The organism is Mesorhizobium sp. L2C084A000 (assembly GCF_000502875.1).
GTDB lineage: Bacteria > Pseudomonadota > Alphaproteobacteria > Rhizobiales > Rhizobiaceae > Mesorhizobium.
Genome location: NZ_AYWX01000001.1, coordinates 152,439 through 172,510, shown reverse-complemented (window position 1 = coordinate 172,510; position 20,072 = coordinate 152,439). Strand labels below are relative to the sequence as shown.

The 20,072-nt window shown below is 62.5% G+C and carries 20 protein-coding genes, 1 pseudogene and 1 riboswitch; of the genes and pseudogenes, 13 read left to right on the top strand and 8 right to left on the bottom strand.

Going from position 1 to position 20,072, the window contains the following annotated elements; genetic code table 11:
* Positions 1-75: 75 nt before the first annotated feature.
* Positions 76-1,353 carry a phosphoribosylamine--glycine ligase gene (purD, locus tag X735_RS164685; protein ID WP_023808644.1) on the top strand — a complete coding sequence of 426 codons (1,278 nt, stop codon included), beginning with the start codon at positions 76-78 and terminating at the stop codon, positions 1,351-1,353.
* A 14-nt stretch (positions 1,354-1,367) separates the two neighbouring features.
* Here purD and X735_RS164690 read toward each other — a convergent pair whose 3' ends face one another.
* The 4 genes from X735_RS164690 to X735_RS1000000168530 all read right to left on the bottom strand — a co-directional run bounded on the left by X735_RS164690 (position 1,368) and on the right by X735_RS1000000168530 (position 4,875).
* Positions 1,368-2,477 carry a glycoside hydrolase family 25 protein gene (locus X735_RS164690; RefSeq protein ID WP_032908676.1) on the bottom strand — a complete coding sequence of 370 codons (1,110 nt, stop codon included), beginning with the start codon at positions 2,475-2,477 and terminating at the stop codon, positions 1,368-1,370.
* A gap of 158 nt (positions 2,478-2,635) precedes the next feature.
* Positions 2,636-2,854, bottom strand: coding sequence for a hypothetical protein (locus X735_RS1000000169555; protein ID WP_081734729.1), 219 nt, complete (start codon positions 2,852-2,854; stop codon positions 2,636-2,638).
* A gap of 409 nt (positions 2,855-3,263) precedes the next feature.
* Entirely contained in the window at positions 3,264-4,373 is a 1,110-nt protein-coding gene (locus X735_RS164700; RefSeq protein WP_023808641.1) for a glycosyltransferase family 9 protein, read from the bottom strand.
* 334 nt (positions 4,374-4,707) lie between these two features.
* Positions 4,708-4,875, bottom strand: coding sequence for a hypothetical protein (locus X735_RS1000000168530; protein ID WP_023808640.1), 168 nt, complete (start codon positions 4,873-4,875; stop codon positions 4,708-4,710).
* Between the two features lie 335 nt (positions 4,876-5,210).
* Here X735_RS1000000168530 and X735_RS164705 point away from each other — a divergent pair, with 335 nt between their 5' ends.
* Positions 5,211-6,989, top strand: coding sequence for an acyl-CoA dehydrogenase (locus tag X735_RS164705; protein WP_023808639.1), 1,779 nt, complete (start codon positions 5,211-5,213; stop codon positions 6,987-6,989).
* Between the two features lie 20 nt (positions 6,990-7,009).
* Entirely contained in the window at positions 7,010-7,762 is a 753-nt protein-coding gene (locus tag X735_RS164710; RefSeq protein ID WP_023808638.1) for a crotonase/enoyl-CoA hydratase family protein, read from the top strand.
* A 3-nt stretch (positions 7,763-7,765) separates the two neighbouring features.
* Here the strand turns inward: X735_RS164710 and pdxH are convergent, their stop codons facing one another.
* The gene (pdxH, locus tag X735_RS164715) at positions 7,766-8,383 is read right to left on the bottom strand and encodes a pyridoxamine 5'-phosphate oxidase (protein ID WP_023808637.1); all 618 of its coding nucleotides are present in this window, start codon (positions 8,381-8,383) and stop codon (positions 7,766-7,768) included.
* Between the two features lie 77 nt (positions 8,384-8,460).
* Between pdxH and X735_RS164720 the strand changes: the two genes are divergently transcribed.
* The 4 genes from X735_RS164720 to X735_RS164735 all read left to right on the top strand — a co-directional run bounded on the left by X735_RS164720 (position 8,461) and on the right by X735_RS164735 (position 11,510).
* Positions 8,461-8,922 carry an RT0821/Lpp0805 family surface protein gene (locus tag X735_RS164720; RefSeq protein ID WP_023808636.1) on the top strand — a complete coding sequence of 154 codons (462 nt, stop codon included), beginning with the start codon at positions 8,461-8,463 and terminating at the stop codon, positions 8,920-8,922.
* Between the two features lie 100 nt (positions 8,923-9,022).
* A complete protein-coding gene (locus X735_RS164725) occupies positions 9,023-9,952 on the top strand; it encodes a J domain-containing protein (protein ID WP_023808635.1) in 930 nt (309 codons plus the stop codon).
* A gap of 105 nt (positions 9,953-10,057) precedes the next feature.
* On the top strand, positions 10,058-10,876 hold the full coding sequence (fabI, locus tag X735_RS164730; protein ID WP_023808634.1) for an enoyl-ACP reductase FabI: 819 nt from the start codon (positions 10,058-10,060) through the stop codon (positions 10,874-10,876).
* Positions 10,877-10,922: 46 nt separating this feature from the next.
* Entirely contained in the window at positions 10,923-11,510 is a 588-nt protein-coding gene (locus tag X735_RS164735; protein WP_023808633.1) for a histidine phosphatase family protein, read from the top strand.
* A 45-nt stretch (positions 11,511-11,555) separates the two neighbouring features.
* On the opposite strand, the gene X735_RS164740 is transcribed toward X735_RS164735, so the two are convergent.
* A complete protein-coding gene (locus X735_RS164740; protein WP_023808632.1) occupies positions 11,556-11,816 on the bottom strand; it encodes a DUF1344 domain-containing protein in 261 nt (86 codons plus the stop codon).
* Between the two features lie 183 nt (positions 11,817-11,999).
* On the opposite strand from X735_RS164740, the gene aroC reads away from it, so the two are divergent.
* The gene (gene aroC, locus X735_RS164745; RefSeq protein ID WP_023808631.1) at positions 12,000-13,109 is read left to right on the top strand and encodes a chorismate synthase; all 1,110 of its coding nucleotides are present in this window, start codon (positions 12,000-12,002) and stop codon (positions 13,107-13,109) included.
* Between the two features lie 103 nt (positions 13,110-13,212).
* Complete coding sequence (ribB, locus tag X735_RS164750; protein ID WP_023808630.1) at positions 13,213-14,313, top strand: 3,4-dihydroxy-2-butanone-4-phosphate synthase; 1,101 nt, start codon at positions 13,213-13,215, stop codon at positions 14,311-14,313.
* Between the two features lie 37 nt (positions 14,314-14,350).
* Here ribB and X735_RS164755 read toward each other — a convergent pair whose 3' ends face one another.
* The gene (locus X735_RS164755; protein WP_023808629.1) at positions 14,351-15,574 is read right to left on the bottom strand and encodes an MFS transporter; all 1,224 of its coding nucleotides are present in this window, start codon (positions 15,572-15,574) and stop codon (positions 14,351-14,353) included.
* 121 nt (positions 15,575-15,695) lie between these two features.
* On the opposite strand from X735_RS164755, the gene X735_RS164760 reads away from it, so the two are divergent.
* Together X735_RS164760 and X735_RS164765 are read left to right on the top strand one after the other, a co-directional pair.
* A complete protein-coding gene (locus tag X735_RS164760; RefSeq protein ID WP_023808628.1) occupies positions 15,696-16,304 on the top strand; it encodes a TetR/AcrR family transcriptional regulator in 609 nt (202 codons plus the stop codon).
* A 285-nt stretch (positions 16,305-16,589) separates the two neighbouring features.
* Positions 16,590-17,573, top strand: a complete 984-nt coding sequence (locus X735_RS164765; protein WP_023808627.1) for a hypothetical protein — start codon at positions 16,590-16,592, stop codon at positions 17,571-17,573.
* Positions 17,574-17,695: 122 nt separating this feature from the next.
* Here X735_RS164765 and bluB read toward each other — a convergent pair.
* Positions 17,696-18,325 (bottom strand): annotated as a pseudogene (gene bluB, locus X735_RS1000000169550) (5,6-dimethylbenzimidazole synthase); the annotation flags it as partial.
* Between the two features lie 98 nt (positions 18,326-18,423).
* Positions 18,424-18,604: riboswitch (cobalamin riboswitch) on the bottom strand.
* Positions 18,605-18,725: 121 nt separating this feature from the next.
* On the opposite strand from bluB, the gene X735_RS164770 reads away from it, so the two are divergent.
* Together X735_RS164770 and X735_RS164775 are read left to right on the top strand one after the other, a co-directional pair.
* On the top strand, positions 18,726-19,721 hold the full coding sequence (locus tag X735_RS164770; protein ID WP_023808625.1) for a histone deacetylase family protein: 996 nt from the start codon (positions 18,726-18,728) through the stop codon (positions 19,719-19,721).
* Between the two features lie 3 nt (positions 19,722-19,724).
* On the top strand, positions 19,725-19,976 hold the full coding sequence (locus tag X735_RS164775; protein ID WP_023808624.1) for an exodeoxyribonuclease VII small subunit: 252 nt from the start codon (positions 19,725-19,727) through the stop codon (positions 19,974-19,976).
* The last annotated feature ends 96 nt before the right edge of the window (positions 19,977-20,072 follow it).

Genomic DNA, 20,072 nt, shown 5'->3' with positions numbered 1-20,072 from the left:
ACACCCTGATGCCTTGACCCGTCCTGCAGAGAGCAATAGCGGGTTCTTTTTTAGGGACAGCATCAAGAGGTGGCCATGAACGTTCTTCTTCTCGGCTCCGGCGGCCGCGAACATGCGCTCGCCTGGAAGATTGCCGCATCACCGCTGCTGACAAAGCTCTATGCGGCTCCCGGCAACCCGGGCATCGGCAGCGAGGCTGAGCTGGTGAAGCTGGATTTAGCCGACCACGCCGCCGTGGCCGCGTTCTGCCGGGAGAAAAAAATCGACCTCGTGGTGGTCGGTCCGGAGGGGCCGCTGGTCGCCGGCATTGCCGACGATCTGCGCGCCGAAAATATCCGCGTCTTCGGTCCCTCCAAGGCTGCCGCACAGCTGGAAGGTTCGAAGGGATTCACCAAGGACCTCTGTGCCCGCTACGACATCCCGACTGCCGCCTATGGCCGCTTCAGTGATCTGGCCTCGGCCAAGGCATATGTCGAAAAGACCGGAGCGCCGATCGTCATCAAGGCCGACGGGCTCGCTGCCGGCAAGGGCGTCACCGTCGCCATGACGCTCAGTGAAGCACAGGCAGCACTCGATGCCTGCTTCGATGGTTCCTTCGGCGCTGCCGGCGCGGAAGTTGTGGTCGAGGAATTCATGACCGGCGAGGAGGCGAGCTTCTTCTGCCTCTGCGACGATAACACCGCGCTGCCCTTCGGCACCGCGCAGGACCACAAGCGCGTCGGCGATGGCGACACTGGCCCCAACACAGGCGGTATGGGCGCCTATTCGCCGGCCCCGGTGATGACGCCGGAACTGGTCGAGCGCACCATGCGCGAGATCATCGAGCCGACCATGCGCGGCATGGCCGAACTTGGCGCGCCGTTCTCCGGCGTGCTGTTTGCCGGGCTGATGATCACCGACAAGGGACCGAGGCTGATCGAATACAACACCCGTTTCGGCGACCCGGAATGCCAGGTGCTGATGATGCGGCTGAAGGACGATCTGCTGGTCCTGCTCAACGCGGCGACCGACGGCCAGCTTGCGCATACTTCGGTGCGCTGGCGCGACGAGGCGGCCTTGACCGTGGTGATGGCGGCGAGAGGCTATCCCGGAACACCGGAAAAAGGCTCGGTCATCCGCGGCGTCGAAGACGCGGCGAGCGACGGCGTCCAGATATTCCACGCCGGTACCGCCATCAATGGCGGCGCGCTGGTTGCCAATGGCGGCCGCGTCCTCAACGTGACGGCATCAGGCGCCACGGTCGGCGAGGCACAGAAACGAGCCTATGCCGCGCTTGACCGCATCGATTGGCCGGACGGGTTCTGCCGCCGCGATATCGGCTGGCAGGCCGTGGCGCGCGAACAGGGAACCTGAAGTTCCGCGTTGGCTCACCGCTGGCCGCGATCGAGTTCGGTGGAAGCGGTGCTGAGCGGATCGGACAAGGCAAAGGCAGCGTCGAGTTGTGCGGGCGAACGCCGCTCGGTCCGCTTCCAGGCGACATATTGGACAATGCCGAAACTCGGTCTCCGGGGCACCGTCTTCACGACTGGCATGCGGAAGCCGTCGCGGAAACGGGACCAGCGTGTGCCCAACGCTGCAACCATGTCCTCGAAAGTCGGCGGCGCGGCCACAGACGCAAAGGTGATGGTGACATTGCCGGCGAGGCCGGCCTCGCGTGAGACCGGAAGCGGTATCGAGGCGAGATAGTCCGGCGGCACGTCGATAAGCCCACCGAACGGCCATTGCGCGCGCAGCGTGGCGGCGTCTGTCGGCGCGACATTGACGTCTATGTCGTTAGGCGTGCCGGCAACCCTGTAAGGGCAGCGGAAACGGCCGCAATTGGCTTGCGCCGAAAACTGCCAAAGTGCGTAGCCTTGCCAGTTGCCCATCGGGAAATGCACGTCGATGTCGTTGGTGTAGCGCGCATACCAGAGCGGCAGCCGCGACAGGAGCCGGTATCGGTAGCTGTTGTCGGCAATGTACTGGGCGGTCCTGCCGTTGGTGTACAGCACCGGGAAACGGCCGATGCGGCGATGCACCTGGCGTACGAACTCCTCGGCGTCGTCAAGCGACATCCATTGCGAGGGATCATTGCCCTCAATGTCGAGAGCCATGAGATCGTCCGGCGCAGGCCCGGCGAAATCGAGGAAATTGTTGGCCTGCTCGACCGGATTGCCGGGGCGGGCAAGGTGATAGGCGCCCCATTTCAGGCCGAGTGCCTTGGCCACCACCCTGCGCGTCTGGAACAGTTCGCGCGTCACCGCATGACGTTTCCACAGCGCCTTGCAAAGCTTCACCTCGATGTCGTTGCCCAAGCAGAAATAGGCCGGCGGCATGCCGTCGGAGGCTTTGTTGATGAAGCCGACGACCCGCTTGTCGGTGGCGAGCTGGGCCCAATCGATGGAATTGTATTCGTAGGCATCGACGACCAAAGCGCGGTCGGCGTTCTTCCACGGCTCGGAAAAATCCGAGGCCTTTGCCGCCATGGACAGCGCCATCGTCGCCGCCAAGGCGAGAAGCGCTGTGCGGCGAAGAAGGCACGCCGTCCTTTTCAAAACAGGGAGTCCCCGTTGATCAAAGGCAAATCCTGAACCGTCATGGTTAAGGATTTGCTTCCGGGAGGCCGGCTTCAGAAAAGCTGGCGTCGCATCAGCGGCTAGAATCCAAACGGATCGGGCGCGGGCTCTTGCCGCAGCGTGCCTTCGGCGGCGCGTTTGCGGTGATGGGCCAGAGAGCATTGCGGGGAGCACAATATGCCGCGATCCGACCAGTAGGCGGCACCGTGGTCCAGTCTGCCCCCATGGTAACAGAACCCCTCCGCTCGATAGGGCAGGCCGCATTCGATGCAGCGGTAAGCGTCGGGTCTGGCAAGCATGGGCGATTCCGGTTGCTGGTTCTGATCTCACGCCGGTCGATCCGGCATGGCTTGAACTTAATACGCGCCGCCCCGATTGCAAAATCCGCGTGACAAATTTGAGGCTTACAAAAAATGTGCGCGCCATGACCATCCTCCGGGAGCAGCTTGCCTCCGTATCGGGATGCGGCGTACATCTTCCTAGCGGCTCGCGAGGCGCGAAGCCAAGCACTGTCAGGACCGGCATCCTGCATCTGACGCCCGGCGACGTGACCGTTCATGGGTTCAGGTCGAGCTTGCACGAGTATCTTGGCGACGAGACGGACGTGAGCTACGAGACGGCCGAAGAAACGATCTCGCATCGCGTGGGTGATCGAACGGCATCGAGGGGCACGTCAGTTCGATGACGTCGCGGATCAATGCTAGGTAATTACGCGCATCGTAGTTGGGTCGGTCGAGAGCCGCTTGTCTCAATGAAATCGAGTGTCGCTTCTGCGACTTCAGCAACCTGAAGCCGCTGAACACAATAGACCCCACCGGGGTTGTATTCTTTACAAACACCTGGAGCGATACATGGACAAGGCATGGGCGGCCGGAGCGTTTTGTTGGGGATACCAAACGGGCCCCATAGATCAGGAGACTGCAGACCGAACAATCCCACCGCCGGAGTTTCAACAGAGGCTGCAACGTGCATCGGGCCGCTGTCATTGCCAAGGAAAATTGCCGCTTCTGTCAACAACGCGACAAGGACTTCAAGCGAGGCCTTTCCGACGACAGTGGCCACCGGCGATGTTGCCGCTTCAATTATGCTTTGCGCAACGGGCCTTTCGTCAGGCCCACCGATGATCAGAGACCGCAGCCCGGTTTTGGCGTAGATCTCATCAATGACGGCGGCAAAATGTTGCGGCGGCCAACGACGCCCCTCGGACCTCGCGCCCGCATGCACAGCCACGTATGATTTCTTCGCCAAGGCGTTTTCGAAAAGAAGCCTGGCACACTCCTCTTGGGCAATCTTGGTGGGCTGCAGCCGAGGGGTTGGGTTTTGAATCGCTAACCCGAGGGCGCCCAATGGAGACAGGTATCTGTAGAGATAATGGGAGCCACCATGGCCGAACGGCGGCGCGAGGACGTTTGCCATCTGAATTTCCCAGAACTTAAACGGACGCTCGGGAGGATCGAAGCCAACCCGAAGTGGGGCGCCGGTCAAACGGTGCATGATCCGTGAGGTTTTTGTATCGGTAAGATCGATGCTGAGATCGAATTTTTGACGCCGCAGAGCAGAAATAAGGGCATAATAGTCGGTCAATCGCTTAAGCGGAGTCCTTCCTCTGCCCCCGGTTTCAAAGCCAACCGCCACGTCGGCAATCTGTTGCGCGACAATGAATTGCTTAAGGCCAGGCGCGCATATCATTGTTATCGAAGCGTCGGGATAGGCGAGGCGTAGATTGCGGACCAAAGCAGATGTCAGCGTGACATCACCCAGGAATTTTGTTTGGACAATGCATATCGAGCGAATTTCATTGCCAGATTTTGGGCTCATGATCGCGTTGCAGTCCATTTTGACTTTGTCACGATCTCACCTATCCGCCGAGATAACGGCGCCATGGAATAAGAGCCGTACTCCCTTTCGAATCATAGGAACCGATACAAGCCCTTGCCGCATCGGTCTTTAAGGTTTTGCGGTGCGCGAAGCAACATTGATCGAAACCAGCAATTGCTATCGTAAATAGGGCTAGTCTTATAGGTTCTGGCGCTTTCAATGCATGTCGGTGCGAGCAGATCGAAGTTTTGTTGGATTGGATCACCCACAAGTAGTCCCCCCTGATCGCGAGCCATGTTCTCGCTGTGTTCATCGCATGGCTTGGACGTTCGGCTCATTGATAAAGGCAGTGATGCAGATCATGGCGCATCGCCTCCAAGTACGGCGCGGATGCTCCGCCATGGCCACCGATCTCGCGCCACGAAACGGCGGCACGGCCCGCCAACGGCGCCGTCGGATCGAGCCACACGCCCGACGTCAGGAAGCATTCGGGCATGGGCATCGCGAACGCCGAACAATAGCGCGATGGGCGCGTGTTTGTCCTTGGAGCGATCTCGTGTCGCGACTATCGACTCGATCCCATGTGCTGACGCTGTGTGACGTAGCGCGGGGAGATCAGGCAGGCGCCGATCATTCGCCCGGCTCGAGCTGACGCGCTGTGGGGAAAGTGTAGGGGCGAGCCATTAGCGAGGGCGGCGATGTTTTGGTAGTCCCGGCATCGCGGGCCTTAGTTGCCGTTTTTGAGGAAAGGTGGGAGACCGCTGATACGGCGGGTGGTTTTGCAGCGGCACCGGCTCTAGGGTTGGGCGGGCCGATGCATCAGGAGGAGTGAGCGGCATGTATAGGGCACCGGTCGAGGATATCGCCTTCACGCTCAAGCACGTGGCCGGCATGAAATCGGCGCTCGATGCCGGCACCTTCGGCGATCTCGGCGAGGATCTGGTCGATGCCGTTCTGGGTGAGGCCGGCCGTTTCGCCACCGAAGAGGTCGCACCGCTCTACACGATCGGCGATCGGCAGGGTGCGGTGCTGAAGGGCGCCGCCGTCACCACGCCGCCCGGCTGGAAGGAACTCTATCGCCGCTGGATCGATGGCGGCTGGAACGCGCTCTCCGGGCCTGCGGAATATGGCGGCCAGGCGCTGCCGACCATGCTCGGCGTGGCCGCGCTCGAAATGTGGAACTCCGCCGCCATGGCCTTCGGCATCGGCCCGACGCTGACCATGGGCGCGGTCGAGGCGCTCGACAAACACGCCTCCGACGACCTCAAGGCCAAATATCTCGAAAAGCTCGTCTCCGGCGACTGGATGGGCACGATGAACCTGACCGAGCCGCAAGCCGGTTCGGACCTCGCCGCCTTGCGCGCCCGCGCCGAGCCGGCGGGTGACGGCAGCTACCGCATCTTCGGCCAAAAAATCTTCATCACCTATGGCGAGCACGATTTCACCGACAACATCATCCATCTGGTGCTGGCGCGGCTGCCCGACGCGCCGGCCGGCACGCGCGGCATATCGTTGTTCCTGGTGCCGAAATTCCTGGTCGGCGACGATGGCGCGCTTGGCGCGCGCAACGACGTCTTCTGTTCCGGACTTGAGCATAAACTCGGCATCCATNGCATCCATGCCTCACCGACCTGCACCATGATCTATGGCGACGGCTTCGAAGGTGCCGAACCCGGCGCCGTCGGCTGGCTGATCGGCGAGGAGAACAAGGGGCTAGCCTGCATGTTCACCATGATGAACAATGCGCGGCTTTGTGTCGGCATGCAGGGGGTAGCGGTCGCGGAAGCCGCAACACAGAAGGCGATCGCCTATGCCAATGAGCGCCGGCAGGGCAAGGCCACGAGCTACACTGGCACGGGTATGGCGCCTATCGTCCATCACCCCGATGTCCAGCGTAACCTGCTGACCATGAAGGCGCTGACCCAAACCGCACGCGCCATCAGCTATTCCTGTGCCCACGCCATCGACATGGCCCGAGTCTCCGCCGGTGACGAGGCGGCACACTGGCGCGACCGTGCCAATCTGCTGACGCCCCTGGCAAAGGCGTTCTCGACCGATATCGGCGTCGAAGTTGCCTCACTCGGCCTCCAGGTTCATGGCGGCATGGGTTTCATCGAGGAGACGGGAGCGGCCGCCTTCTATCGTGACGCGCGCATCGCGCCGATCTACGAGGGCACCAACGGTATCCAGGCGATCGATCTGGTGATGCGCAAGCTGCCGCTCGGCGGTGGCGACCATGTGCATGGTTACATCGCCGAACTGGCTGGTATGGCCGCAGCGGTGCGGACCTCGAACATGCAGGGTTTCGGCCGCACCGCCGACGCTCTCGACGCGGCACTTGGCGATCTCAGCGAAGCGACCCGCTTCCTGCAAAAACTGACGGCCGATGGCCGGTCGGAAGAGGCGCTGGCAGGCGCCACGCCCTATCTCAGGCTGATCTCGCTTGCCGCCGGCGGCGCCTATCTGGCGCGCGGTGCTCTTGCCGATCACAACCGCATAGCGCTTTGCCGTTTCTTTGCCGAAAACCTGCTCGGCGAGGTCAGCGCCTTGAGGGCGCGCGTCATCGATGGCGCCGAAAGCCTCGCCGCTGCCGGCAAGACGCTCGTCTCCGCCTGACGTTTCACAAGGAAAACACCGTGACAGACCATATCCTCGTCGAGCGCCAGGGCGCCATCCAGATTATCCGCATGAACCGGCCGGACAAAAAGAATGCGCTGACGCGCGCCATGTATGCGAAAATGTCAAAAACCCTGGCCGAAGGCGACGCCGACCCGGCGATCCGCGCCCACGTCTTTCTCGGCGTGCCCGGCGCTTTCTCCTCCGGCAACGACCTTGCCGACTTCATGGTCGTCGCCACCGGCGGCGACGGCGGCACCGAAGTCTGGGATTTCCTGATGGCCCTGGCCAAGGTCGAAAAACCCATGGTCTCCGGCGTCGATGGCATCGCGGTCGGCATCGGCACCACGCTCAATTTGCATTGCGACCTGACCTTCGCCACGCCACGCACCGTGTTCAGGACGCCTTTCGTCGACCTTGGCCTGGTGCCTGAGGCGGGATCGAGCCTGCTGGCACCGCGCATCCTCGGGCAGCAGGGTGCCTTCGCGCTGCTCGGCCTCGGCGAAGGCTTTTCGGCTGAACGGGCGAAGGCCGCCGGCCTGATCTACGAGGTGGTCGAGGAAGCAGCGCTGGAGGCCTCGGTGCTGGCGGCGGCCGGGCAGATCGCGGCCAAGCCGCCGCAGGCGCTGAAGATCGCGCGCGACCTGATGCGTGGCTCGCGAGACGACCTCGTCGCCCGCATCGGCGAGGAAAGCGAGCATTTTCGCGAGCGGCTGAAGTCCGATGAGGCCCGCGCTGCGCTCACCGCGTTCATGACGAGAAAGAAGGCCTGAGCCTCAGGGATAAAGCCGTGTCTTGTCCCAGCCGTCCTTCGCACTGCGCGTAAAAACGAGCCGGTCGTGCAGCCGGAACGGCCTGTCGTGCCAGAACTCAATGGTGCTGGGCACGATTCGGAAGCCGGACCAGTGCTTTGGCCGCGGGATCTCGCCGACCGGGTAGCGTGCCGTGTATTCTGCCACCGCCTTTTCCAGCGCAAAGCGGCTTTCCAGCGGTCGCGACTGTTTCGAGGCCCAGGCGCCGATGCGGCTGCCGCGCGGCCGCGTCGCGTAATAGGCGTCGGCTTCGGCGTCGCTGACGATCTCCACCGGTCCGCGAATGCGCACCTGGCGGCGCAGCGACTTCCAATGGAAACACATCGCCGCCTTCATGCTGCCAAGAATCTCCTGGCCCTTGGCGCTCTCGAAATTCGTGTAGAAGACAAACCCGCCTTCATCGAATCCCTTGAGCAACACCATACGCACATCCGGCATGCCGTCGGCATCGACGGTCGCCAGAGCCACGCCGTTGGGGTCGTTCGGCTCGCTTTTCGTTGCGTCGTCCAGCCATGCGGCAAAGAGGCGAAACGGCTCGGCAGCCTCGGTAAAGTCACCGCTTGTTAACTCAGTGTCACTCATAGTTTTTCTCAAATTGTCACGAAGCCAAGATTCTTACAAAACCAAGATTCTTAACGAAGCAAGGGGGAGGCTGCCGATTGTCGCGTATCGCGCAAGCTTTTGACAGCAGGCAATGGAGCGTTATCGCTTCGGCCAGCGCGAAAGCCGCGATCGTGGCGGTCGCCTTGCCGCTTGCCGCGTGTGGCGCCGGCGGCTTCAGCCTGGAAAAAGCCGAAGTCGACCGCTCGATTCTGACCAGCAGCACGTCGGCCTCGGCCGCGCCGGCCAATTTGGATCGCGACTCCGACCAGACGACGATCGGCAATGCAGTCTCCTCGGCCGACATTGAGCAGCTCGGCGGGCAGGCCGTCCCATGGGCCAATGCCGATACCGGCTCGCGCGGTTCCATCACCGATCTGGCGGAATTGAAGGACAACGGCCAGACCTGCCGCCGCTTCAAGGCCTCGCGCGAAAGCTTTGACGGCGTTGCCATGTTCGAAGGCGAACTGTGCCTGGCCAGCGCCGGTGGCTGGCGCATGCAGGACTTCAAGGCACTCTGATTTTCCGCGTCTGATATGCTGCTCCAGCACTGGAATTTCTTCCTATGCGAGCGCATATAGGAGGCAACCAGAGACTCAACTCTACTCCAGGGCAGTAAGCATGCGCGACCCCTATGAGGTGCTGGGCGTTGCCAGGAACGCATCGGCCAAGGACATAAAGTCGGCGTACCGGAAACTCGCCAAGAAGCATCATCCGGATCAGAACCCGAATGATCCCAAGGCGAAGGACCGTTTTGCCGCGGCCAACCAGGCCTATGAGATCGTCGGCGACGAAAAGAATCGCGCCGCTTTCGATCGCGGCGAAATCGACGCCGACGGCAAGCCGCGATTCCAAGGCTTTGAGGGCGCTGCCGGTGGCGGCGATCCCTTCGGCGGCTTCCGCCGGCAGCAAGGTCCGGGCGGTTCGCGGTTCGAATTCCGCTCTGGCCGACCGGGTGGCGATCCGTTCGACGGCAACAGCGACATCTTCAGCCAGATTTTTGGCGACACTTTTTCGGGCGCGCGCGGTCCCGGAACGGGCGATCGCCGCCAGCAGGCGACAGCAGCCGATCTGAACGTGACGCTCGACGTCACCATCGAGGAAGCGGCGACCGCCGAAAAGGTGACGGCGATGTTCCCCGACGGCCGCAAGGTGGCGGTCAAGCTGCCGGCCTATGTCGAGGATGGCCAGACCATCCGCCTCAAAGGCCAAGGCGAGCAGGGGCCGGGCCAGCCAGGCGACGCGCTGGTCAAGATCCATCTGCGCCGCCATCCACGCTACCGCATCGAGGGCCGCGACCTGCACGCCGATCTGCCGGTGGCGCTGGCGGATGCGGTGCTCGGCGCCAAGGTGCCGGTCGAGACGCCGACCGGCAGGCTTGCGGTCAACATTCCTGCCTGGTCGAGCTCCGACAAGGTCCTGCGGCTGAAGGGCAGGGGCCTGCCGGAAAAGGCCGGCGGTCACGGCGATCTCTATGCCCACGTGCGTATCATGCTGCCGGAAGGCGGTGATAGCGCGCTCGAAGCGCTGTTGCGCAGCCAAAAAGGCTGATCGGCGGCTTTTGTCCCTGAACTGTCCGGTTTGAGCGCTTGAAGGGGCTCTGTGCCTGTGCGATAGGGCAACCCACAAAGCTGAAATCTTGCGGAGAGCGCTGACATGGCGGGTGGACAGGGCCTAATGGCCGGCAAGCGCGGCCTCATTCTTGGCGTCGCCAACAACAGGTCGATTGCCTATGGCATCGCCAAGTCGTGCGTCGACCATGGCGCCGAGATCGCGCTGACCTATCAGGGCGAGGCGTTCAAGAAGCGCGTCGAGCCACTGGCGGCGGAACTGGGTGCCTTTGTCGCCGGCCATTGCGACGTCACCGATCCGGCGAGCCTGGACGAGGTTTTCGCCAATGTCGCCAAACATTGGGGCAAGCTTGATTTCCTCGTCCATGCCATCGCCTTCTCCGACAAGGACGAGCTGACCGGCCGTTATGTCGAGACGACGCGCGACAATTTCCTGCGCACCATGGACATTTCGGTCTATTCCTTCACCACCATTGCGAAGCGCGCCGAGGCGCTGATGACCAATGGCGGCTCGTTGCTGACGCTGACCTACTACGGTGCCGAAAAGGTCATGCCGCACTACAACGTCATGGGTGTCGCCAAGGCGGCGCTCGAGGCCAGCGTGCGCTACCTGGCGGTCGACCTCGGCGCCAAGAAGATCCGCGTCAACGCCATTTCGGCCGGCCCGATCAAGACGCTTGCGGCCTCTGGCATCGGCGATTTCCGCTACATCCTGAAGTGGAACGAGTACAATTCGCCGCTGAAGCAGACGGTGACGCAGGAGGAAGTCGGCGATTCCGGCGTCTATTTCCTGTCCGACCTGTCGCGCGGCGTCACCGGTGAAGTGCATCACGTCGATTCGGGCTACCACGTCGTCGGCATGAAGGCGGTCGACGCGCCTGATATTTCGACGGTCAAGGACTAACACCCGGCCAACCGTCGTCCGTCCCGATCCCGCACCGGAAGACCTGATGTACCCGCTGGTTTATATCGCGCGCCACGGCCAGACCGCGTGGAACGCCGAAATGCGGCTTCAGGGGCAGGCCGACACCGATCTCAACGCTCTTGGCCGCGAGCAGGCGACCGGAAACGGGCTTCGGCTAGCCGCGTTGGTCCCAAATCCCTGGGAATTCGATTTCCTCGCCAGTCCGATGAAACGGACGCGCGAAACGATGCAGCGTATTCGCGCTGCGATGAAGCTCGATCCGGGTGCCTATCGAACCGATCCGCGCCTCGTCGAGGTCAATTTCGGCGACTGGCAGGGATTTACCTTTCCCGAACTCGAGACACGGTATCCCGGAGCGAGCATGACGCGGGCTCTGGACAAGTGGAACTTTCAGCCCCCCGGCGAAGGCGCCGAGAGCTATCAGATGCTGCTCGAACGGGTGAGGCCATGCTTCGACGCGATCGACCGCCAGTCGATCTGCGTGACTCATGGCGGCGTCATGCGGACCCTGTTTCGCTTTGTGCTGGGCATTGCCGAGGCCGAGGCGGCGAACCTGGAGATACCGCAGGATCGTCTGCTCAAGCTTGAAGGCAAGAGCCTGGAATGGCTGTAAGCCCACCTCTGAGGGCGAGCCACCGCCCGATTTTTACTGGAAGCTCTAGTTGGCAGAGCTGTCCGGCAGTTCCATGTCGGTGACGATGTTTTCACCATTGGTTACATCGTAGGCGATGACGATGTCCATGCCCGGCTTCAGCGCGTCGAGATCGGTCTCGGCGTTCAGCTTGTAGGACTTGCCGTCATCCAGCGTCAGCGTCGCCGTGTCCTTGTCGATCTTCTTGATCAGGCCTTCGGTCTGGCCGGCGAAAGCGGCGGTGGAAAGCAGCAGCGTGGCGGCAACGGCGCCAATCAGGGTACGCATAATCGTTCCTCTTTATCATTGCACCGGCACGGCGGCGGCGGATACTCAACGGCGGATCGAAGAAAGCAGAAACCAGCCGAATGTGTCAAAACTTAAACGGCTGGGATGACAGTTTGACCACTGCGAAAAACGCCAATAGAAGGCAGGCTTCAGCCGGCTCCGCTGCCGGGCAGGGCACTTTCCATGTCTCACAACACGTTCGGCCACCTTTTCCGCGTCACCACCTGGGGGGAAAGCCATGGCGCCGCCCTCGGCTGCGTGGTCGACGGCTGCCCGCCTGGCATCCGCTTTACGCGCGACGATATCCAGGTCGAACTCGACAAGCGCCGGCCGGGGCAATCACGTTTCGTGACGCAGCGTCGCGAACCAGATGAAGTGAAGGTGCTGTCTGGCTTCATTTTCGACGAGGACGGCGAGACGATGATCACCACCGGCACGCCGGTGTCGATGCTGATCGAGAATGTCGACCAGCGTTCAAAGGATTATGGCGAGATCGCCCGCCAATACCGGCCGGGCCATGCCGACTACACTTATGACGTGAAATACGGCGTGCGCGATTATCGCGGCGGCGGCCGCTCCTCGGCCCGCGAGACGGCAGCCAGGGTGGCGGCCGGTGCCTTGGCGCGCAAGGTGGTTCCGGGCGTGGTGGTGCGCGGCGCGCTGGTGTCGATGGGCGAAAAATCCATCGACCGCGCCAACTGGAACTGGAATTTCATCGGCGATGCCGAAAATCCGTTCTTCACCCCCGATCCGGCGTCCGTTCCTGTCTTCACCAGATATCTCGACGGCATCCGCAAGGCGGGCTCCTCGGTCGGTGCGGTGATCGAAATCGTCGCCGACGGCGTTCCGCCAGGCCTCGGCGCGCCGATCTATGCCAAGCTTGACCAAGACATCGCCTCCGGCTTGATGTCGATCAACGCCGTCAAGGGCGTCGAGATCGGCAACGGCTTCGAGGCCGCCCGCATCACCGGTGAACAGAATGCCGACGAGATGCGCATCGGCAATGACGGCAAGCCGGTGTTCCTGTCCAACAATGCCGGCGGCATCCTCGGCGGCATCTCGACCGGCCAGGCGATCGTCGCCCGTTTCGCCGTCAAGCCGACCTCGTCGATCCTGACGCCGCGAAAGTCGATCGACAAGGACGGCAAGGACGTCGAGATCATGACCAAGGGCCGCCACGATCCATGCGTCGGCATCCGCGCCGTGCCGATCGGCGAAGCAATGGTTGCCTGTGCGATCGCCGACCACTATCTGCGGCATCGGGGACAGACGGGGAGGGGAATAGGGGAATAGGGCAATATGTTGCGCTCTTAGTCCGGCCGGCCAAATCTTTTTGCTTTTCCCTACTCCCGTACTGCCCTACTCCCTTATTCCCCTGCGAGCGAAGCGAGTACCCATGCCTTACGACCAGAAAAAAATCGTCGAAGCCCTGCGTGCTTTCGAACGCGGCGAGATCGTCGTCGTCATGGATGATGACGGGCGCGAGAACGAGGGCGACCTGATCGTCGCCGCCGTCCACTGCACGCCCGAAAAAATGGCGTTCATCGTTCGCCACACGTCCGGCATCGTCTGCACGCCGATGCCGCGCGAAGAAGCCAAGCGGCTTAACCTTGCGCCGATGGTCGCCGACAACGATTCCGCCCACACCACGGCTTTCACCGTCAGCGTCGATTTCAAGCATGGCACCACCACGGGCATCTCGGCCGAAGATCGCACTTTGACCGTTCGCAATCTTGCCAACGGCAATGTCGGCGGCTCGGATTTCGTCCGGCCCGGCCACATCTTCCCTTTGATTGCGCGCGAAGGCGGCGTGCTGATGCGCTCCGGTCATACCGAAGCAGCGGTCGATCTGTGCAAGCTCGCCGGCCTGCCGCCGGTCGGCGTCATTTCCGAGCTGGTCAATGATGACGGCACCGTCAAGCGCGGCCCGCAGGTGCAGGCTTTCGCCCAGGAGCATGGGCTGAAGCAGGTTTCGGTCGCCGACCTCATTGCCTACCGGCAGCGCAAGGAAACTCTGGTCGAACGCGTCGCGTGCTCGGAAATCGACACGCTCGGCGGCAAGGCACAGGTCTTCACCTACACGCTGCCGTGGGACTCCATGCATCACGTCGCGATAGTCTTCGGCGACATCCGCGACGGCGAGGAGGTCCCGGTGCGTCTGCATTCCGAGGATGTGGTGACCGATGTCTTCGGCACCAGCCACCGGCTCGACGCCATCATGAAGGCGATGGGTGAGCGCAGGCGCGGCGTCATCGTCTATCTCAGAGAAGGCTCCGTCGGCGTTGCGCATCAGGAACGCAAACGGCCGGCCAGCGGCGACCGCGAGGATCACGAAGAGGCTCGCCGCCGCGAAAACGAGTGGCGCGAGATCGGGCTCGGCGCGCAGATCCTCAAGGATCTCGGCATCTCCTCGATCAACCTGATCGCCTCGCGCGAACGCCACTATGTCGGCCTCGAAGGTTTTGGCATCCACATCGCCAAGACCGAGATCCTCTAGGCAGCTAGCGCCCGGCTCGAAACCGGGCGCTATCTGATTATTCCGCGGCAATCGCGGCCGCTTCACATCCGTCCATCTCGCACTCAGTCGTGGCAAGGCTGCGTTGGCCAAGCAGCACCGTGGCCAGCGCGATCGTGCCTGAAGCCACCGACACCCAGAACCCGTTCGGTGCACCGAACGCATCCACCACCGCGCCGGCCGCGAACGAGCCCAGCGCCATGCCGATGCCGATGCCGGTCATGACCCAGGTGATGCCTTCGGTCAGCATCGCTTCCGGCACATGCCGCTCGATCAGGCCGAAGGCCGTGATGAAGGTCGGCGAGATCGCCACACCGCTGATGAACACGGTCAGCGCCAGCAGCGGCACGGTGTCGGCGGCGAGCGGCAACAGCGTGCCGAGCGCGACGAGGGCGACTGCGATGGCGAGCTGGCGTTGCAGCGGCGCCTTCAGGCTGAGCGCGCCGACGATGATGCCGAGCACGAACGATCCCAGCGCATAAACGCCGATGACAAGGCTGGCGGCGCCGGGTTGGCCAAGCTCCTTGGTGATCGCCACGGTGGTCACTTCCGTCGTCGCGAAGGTTGCGCCGACGAAGATCAGGGCAAGCGTGATGATCTGAACCGGCCGCAGGCGGATCGCCGAGCCGCTTGAGTTATGGTCGACCGGCCGCACCTGGGGCTCGGTCGAGCGTTGCAGGATGAAGGCCGCTGATCCGAATGCGAGAAATAATGTGCTCACCAGAACGCCGGCTTCCGGGAATAGGGCGGCACTCAGGCCGACCGATAACGATGCCCCGGCGATATAGACCAGTTCATCGGCCACGGACTCGAAGGCGAATGCGGTGTTCATCTGCGGTCGTCCTCGGAAAATCTCTGTCCAGCGCGCCCGCACCATCGCAGGTATGCTTGGCATGGCGGCGGCCAGGAGTGCCGACACGAACAGCGTCCACACCGGCCAGTCCTGGTTGGCCGCCGCTATGAGGACGGCGAAAGCCAGCACCGCGATGATAGTGGTGGGCACGACGATTCGTGTCTGGCCCAGGCGGTCCACCAGTCTCGATATTTGCGGCGCGACGAAGGCGTTGGCCAGCGCGTATGTCGCCGAGACGGCTCCAGCCAGCCAGTATTCGCCGCGCGCCTGCGACAGCATCGCCACGATGCCGATGGGCGCCATGGCGATCGGCAGGCGCGCTAGGAAGCCGGCGGCCGCAAAGCCCTTGGCGCCGGGGGCACGAAAGATTTCCGCATAGGGATTTTGCATCGGTTGGTTCCTCGACAAAGGACGATTGGACAATTACATACGGAGCGTATGATTATTAGATAGAGCATACGCCGCGTATGTCAATTAGCATACGAAGCGTATGTGAATAGGTCCAGGACACATGCACAAACCCCGCAAGGAGATGATCGCCGAGACGCGCGCAAAGCTTATTGCGGCGGCCCGTCATGCCTTCGGCACAACAGGCTATGCGGAAGCCTCGATGGATGATTTCACCGCTTCGGCCGGGCTGACGCGCGGTGCGCTCTATCATCATTTCGGCGACAAGAAGGGGCTGTTGCAGGCGGTCATAGCCCAGATTGACGGCGAGATGGCGGCGCGCATCAATGAGGTCGCGTCGAGAGCACCGACCCGCTGGCAACATTTCGTCGACGAGTGCTCGACCTATATCGAGATGGCGCTGGAGCCGGAAATCCAGCGCATCATGTTCCGCGATGGCCCGGCCGTGCTGGGGGATCCAGCGCAATGGCCGAATGCCAGTGCGTGCATCGCTTCAATGACCGACCATCTGACCGCGCTGCAGGAGGAGGGGGTCGTTGTCTCCAGCCTCGACCCCGAGACCGCCTCGCGACTGATCATCGGAGCGAGCAGCCAGGCAGCGCAACGGATCGCCAATTCGAACGACCCCGAAACGACGTCGAAGAAGGTGGTGACGGCGTTCAAGCAACTGCTCGAAGGCCTGCTCAGGAAGCCGGATCCGCAGTCGAATTGAAGTTCTCACCGGAGCTTTCGTGCCGGCAGCTGTTCACGATAGGAATTTTTTCTTGACACCGTGCCCTCAGCTAAGGTATATATTCATCCATGGTGCTGATTTGCGCCAGTGACCCGCCGCACAGGCGGGTTTTTCGTTTGATGCTCCGTCAGCCAACGCGCTGGCGGGCTCCGAACCAACCCGTTACCCCGAATTCGTCGCCCTTTGGCGTCAGGGCCGGCAATTGACAATCGCCGGGTTGAGTCCATCCTCTTCCACCATCTCTGAGGCGGAGATTCGGGGCACATGTGGGATTTTGAGATCGGCCGGTCGGTGTCCATCATGATGCGGACCTGGCCGTTCATCGTTTTTCGCATGATCGTCTATTTCGGCATCACGCTGGCCTACATCATGGCGACCGGCACCGGTGCCTCTGTCGGCTATGGCGTCGGCCATATCTCCACTGATCCCGACGGGCCCATGTCCTTTGCCCTGTGGGGCGGCGTGGTCGGGTTTGGCATCGTCTCGATCGCGGTCTACTGGATCCGCGAATACATCCTCTACATCGTCAAGGCCGGCCACATCGCCGTCATGGTTCATCTGATCGACGGCCGCGACATTCCCGGCGGTCAGGACCAGATCGCCTACGCCAGGGATATCGTGACCCAGCGTTTTGCCGAGGCCAACACCCTTTTCGTCGTCGACCAACTCGTCAAGGGTGCCATCCGCGCCATCACCGGCCTGCTCGGCGGTATCGCCGCCTTCCTGCCGATACCGGGCCTGAGCGGCCTGGTCTCCTTCATCAACACCGTGATCCGCCTGTCGCTGACCTATGTGGACGAGATCATCCTCGGCTACAACATCCGCATCAATTCAGCCTCGCCGTTCGAGACTGCGCGCCAAGGCGTCGTGCTGTATGCCCAGAACGGCAAGGTCATGGTCAAGAACGCCGTCTGGCTGGCGGTCATCATGTGGGGCGTGTCATTCATCATCTTTCTGATGATGCTGGCGCCTGCTGGCGCAATTCTGTTCCTGATGCCTGGTCAGCTCGCCGGCTGGGCTTTTGTGCTCGCCATCGTCTTCGCCTGGGCATTCAAGGCGGCGTTCATTGAACCCTTCGCCATCGCCTGCTTGATGCAGGTCTATTTCAAGACCATTGCGGGCCAGGTGCCGGATCCCGCCTGGGACGCCCGGCTGGCCGAGGCGTCGTCGAAGTTCAGAGAGCTCAAGGACAAGGCGCTGGCCTCCTTCGGCGGTTCGCGCTGGGGTACGGCCGGCGCCACACCCTGATCCGCTGGGCGGGTGATGTCTGGTGAGGCAGGAACGGTGTTGAGGCGCGCCACGGTGGATTTGAGCTGTGTCTCGCCTTGCCCGGAAAAGGTCTCGCTCATGATCAGCTCCGGCAGCGGCAGCCGCCGTCCCCAGCCATGCGTTTCAAGGTCCGGTTTGGGAGCGAACTCGGAAACACGGCCGACGCAGAGATAGGCGATCGGCGTTACGTGGTCCGGAATGGCCAACAGCCGCTTCAGCGCCTCAGCATCGATGATGCTCACCCAGCCGACGCCAACGCCCTCGGCACGCGCGGCCAGCCAGAAATTCTGCACCGCGCAGACCGTGCTGTAGAGATCCATCTCCGGATTGTGCCAGCGTCCCAGCGGCGAACCCTTCGAGCGCTGCCGGTCGCAGGTGATACAGATGTTGAGCGCGCTCTCGCAGATGCCTTCCAGCTTGAGCTTGCGATACAGCGCCTGTTTTTCCGCCTCGATCGCCGGCAGTTCCTGCTCGCGCGCGGCCAGGAACAGGTCGCGCACCTCCGCCCGTCGTTTGACGTCGCGAATGACAATGAAATTCCATGGCTGCATGAAGCCGACCGACGGCGCGTGATGGGCGGCAAGCAGCAGCCGCGCCAGCACGTCGTCATCGATCGCGGTGGGCAGGAAATGGCTGCGCACGTCGCGCCGCGTGAACATGGCGCGATAGACCGCATCGCGCGCATTCTGGTCAAATCCATCGTCAATGGCAGCGGTCACATGTTCCGGCATCGCTTGTCCCCTTGCGATTGCAGATTCAAAACTGACAGAGCGTACTTTGTGCGTCCAAGTAGACGCACGTCGCTCTGATGCCATCCGCCTGACCACGCGGATGACAATGCCTGCCAGGCCGGTCTTCTGGCTCGGGATCAACCCGCGTCCGGTGCCTTCCCGTCATCGACAGTGGCATTTACCGGCGCGGTCCCCCTCACAGCGTTGGGCACGCCACGGAATTCAACCGTGTTCCCGATTCTCCCGCTTGCGGCGGGCACCAGGCAGTACCAGGGACCTTACGCCGAAGCGCCCGCGGGGCCAATGCCTGCGGCGACGCGAATGGACGCAGTCGCGATTTTCCCCAGTCATCGGCCGCCCGTGCATGGCCTTTGTCGATCCGGGTCACTAGATTAGGACGATGACCACCCGTCTCTACACCCATCCGATCTTCCTCGAGCATCTCACCCCGCCCGGACATCCCGAGCGGCCCGACCGCTTACGCGCCATCGAGCGCGTGCTCGACGACGAAGCCTTTGCCGGGCTCGATCGTATCCAGGCGCCGGAAGGCGACGAGGCCACCATCCTCTACGCGCATCCCGCCGATTTCGTCGCCCGCGTGCGCGCCGCCATCCCCGACGAGGGGATTGCCCGCATCGATGCCGACACCACTGCCAGCCCGAAGAGCTGGCAAGCNGCCATCCCCGACGAGGGGATTGCCCGCATCGATGCCGACACCACTGCCAGCCCGAAGAGCTGGCAAGCGGCGATCACCGCGATCGGCGCCGCCAACGCCGCCGTCGATGATGTCTTTTCGGGCCGCGCCGACAACGTCTTCGTCGCCGCCCGGCCGCCCGGCCATCATGCCGAAAAGACCACGGCGATGGGCTTTTGCCTGTTCAACACGGCGGCGATCGCGGCGCGTTATGCGCAGAAGAAACACGGTGTCGAGCGCGTTGCCGTCGTCGACTGGGACGTGCATCACGGCAATGGCACGCAGGATATTTTCTGGGACGATCCGTCGGTGCTCTATTGCTCGACACACCAGATGCCGCTTTATCCCGGCACCGGAGCGAAGACCGAAACGGGCGCCGGCAACATCGTCAACGCACCGCTGGCGCCGCAGACCGGCAGCGAAGTGTTTCGCGATGCCTTCCTGTCGCGCGTCCTGCCCGCGCTCGACAATTTCGCGCCCGACCTGATTATCATTTCGGCGGGGTTCGACGCGCACCACCGCGATCCGCTGGCCGAGATCAATCTGACCGAGGATGATTTCGACTGGGCGACCGGCCAGCTGATGCAGCGCGCGGCACGCCACAGCGGCAACCGGCTCGTCAGCCTGCTCGAGGGCGGCTACGATCTGCAGGGATTGGCATTTTCGGTCGCCGCCCATGTCGGGCGACTGATGAAAGGATGAATGATGGCCGATGAGACCAACGAAGACGTCAAGGCGATGAGCTTCGAGCAGGCACTCGATGCGCTGGAGAAGATCGTCGATGATCTGGAGCGTGGCGACGTACCACTCGACCAGTCGATCAGGATCTATGAGCGCGGCGAGGCGCTGAAGGCGCATTGCGACCGGCTGCTGAAGGCCGCCGAGGACAAGGTCGAGAAGATCAGGCTGTCGCGCGACGGCAAGCCGGTTGGAACGGAGCCACTCGACGCGGATTGAGGCTCGGTCCGAACGATGGCCTCGCCTCACCGGTTTTTGGACATGATCATGATCGAGGATATAACTCGTTCCGATTGAAACAGCTCAAGGACAAGA

Bases quoted from the DNA above. Each gene is read 5' to 3' on its own strand.
- X735_RS164755 (WP_023808629.1), bottom strand. From the start codon at position 15,574: ATGCAAAATCCCTATGCGGAAATCTTTCGTGCCCCCGGCGCCAAGGGC.
- aroC (WP_023808631.1), top strand. From the start codon at position 12,000: ATGTCTCACAACACGTTCGGCCACCTTTTCCGCGTCACCACCTGGGGG.
- pdxH (WP_023808637.1), bottom strand. From the start codon at position 8,383: ATGAGTGACACTGAGTTAACAAGCGGTGACTTTACCGAGGCTGCCGAG.
- ribB (WP_023808630.1), top strand. From the start codon at position 13,213: ATGCCTTACGACCAGAAAAAAATCGTCGAAGCCCTGCGTGCTTTCGAA.
- X735_RS1000000168530 (WP_023808640.1), bottom strand. From the start codon at position 4,875: ATGCCCATGCCCGAATGCTTCCTGACGTCGGGCGTGTGGCTCGATCCG.
- X735_RS164775 (WP_023808624.1), top strand. From the start codon at position 19,725: ATGGCCGATGAGACCAACGAAGACGTCAAGGCGATGAGCTTCGAGCAG.
- purD (WP_023808644.1), top strand. From the start codon at position 76: ATGAACGTTCTTCTTCTCGGCTCCGGCGGCCGCGAACATGCGCTCGCC.
- X735_RS164735 (WP_023808633.1), top strand. From the start codon at position 10,923: ATGTACCCGCTGGTTTATATCGCGCGCCACGGCCAGACCGCGTGGAAC.
- X735_RS1000000169555 (WP_081734729.1), bottom strand. From the start codon at position 2,854: ATGCTTGCCAGACCCGACGCTTACCGCTGCATCGAATGCGGCCTGCCC.
- X735_RS164690 (WP_032908676.1), bottom strand. From the start codon at position 2,477: ATGGCGCTGTCCATGGCGGCAAAGGCCTCGGATTTTTCCGAGCCGTGG.
- X735_RS164760 (WP_023808628.1), top strand. From the start codon at position 15,696: ATGCACAAACCCCGCAAGGAGATGATCGCCGAGACGCGCGCAAAGCTT.
- fabI (WP_023808634.1), top strand. From the start codon at position 10,058: ATGGCGGGTGGACAGGGCCTAATGGCCGGCAAGCGCGGCCTCATTCTT.
- X735_RS164725 (WP_023808635.1), top strand. From the start codon at position 9,023: ATGCGCGACCCCTATGAGGTGCTGGGCGTTGCCAGGAACGCATCGGCC.
- X735_RS164765 (WP_023808627.1), top strand. From the start codon at position 16,590: ATGTGGGATTTTGAGATCGGCCGGTCGGTGTCCATCATGATGCGGACC.
- X735_RS164700 (WP_023808641.1), bottom strand. From the start codon at position 4,373: ATGAGCCCAAAATCTGGCAATGAAATTCGCTCGATATGCATTGTCCAA.
- X735_RS164740 (WP_023808632.1), bottom strand. From the start codon at position 11,816: ATGCGTACCCTGATTGGCGCCGTTGCCGCCACGCTGCTGCTTTCCACC.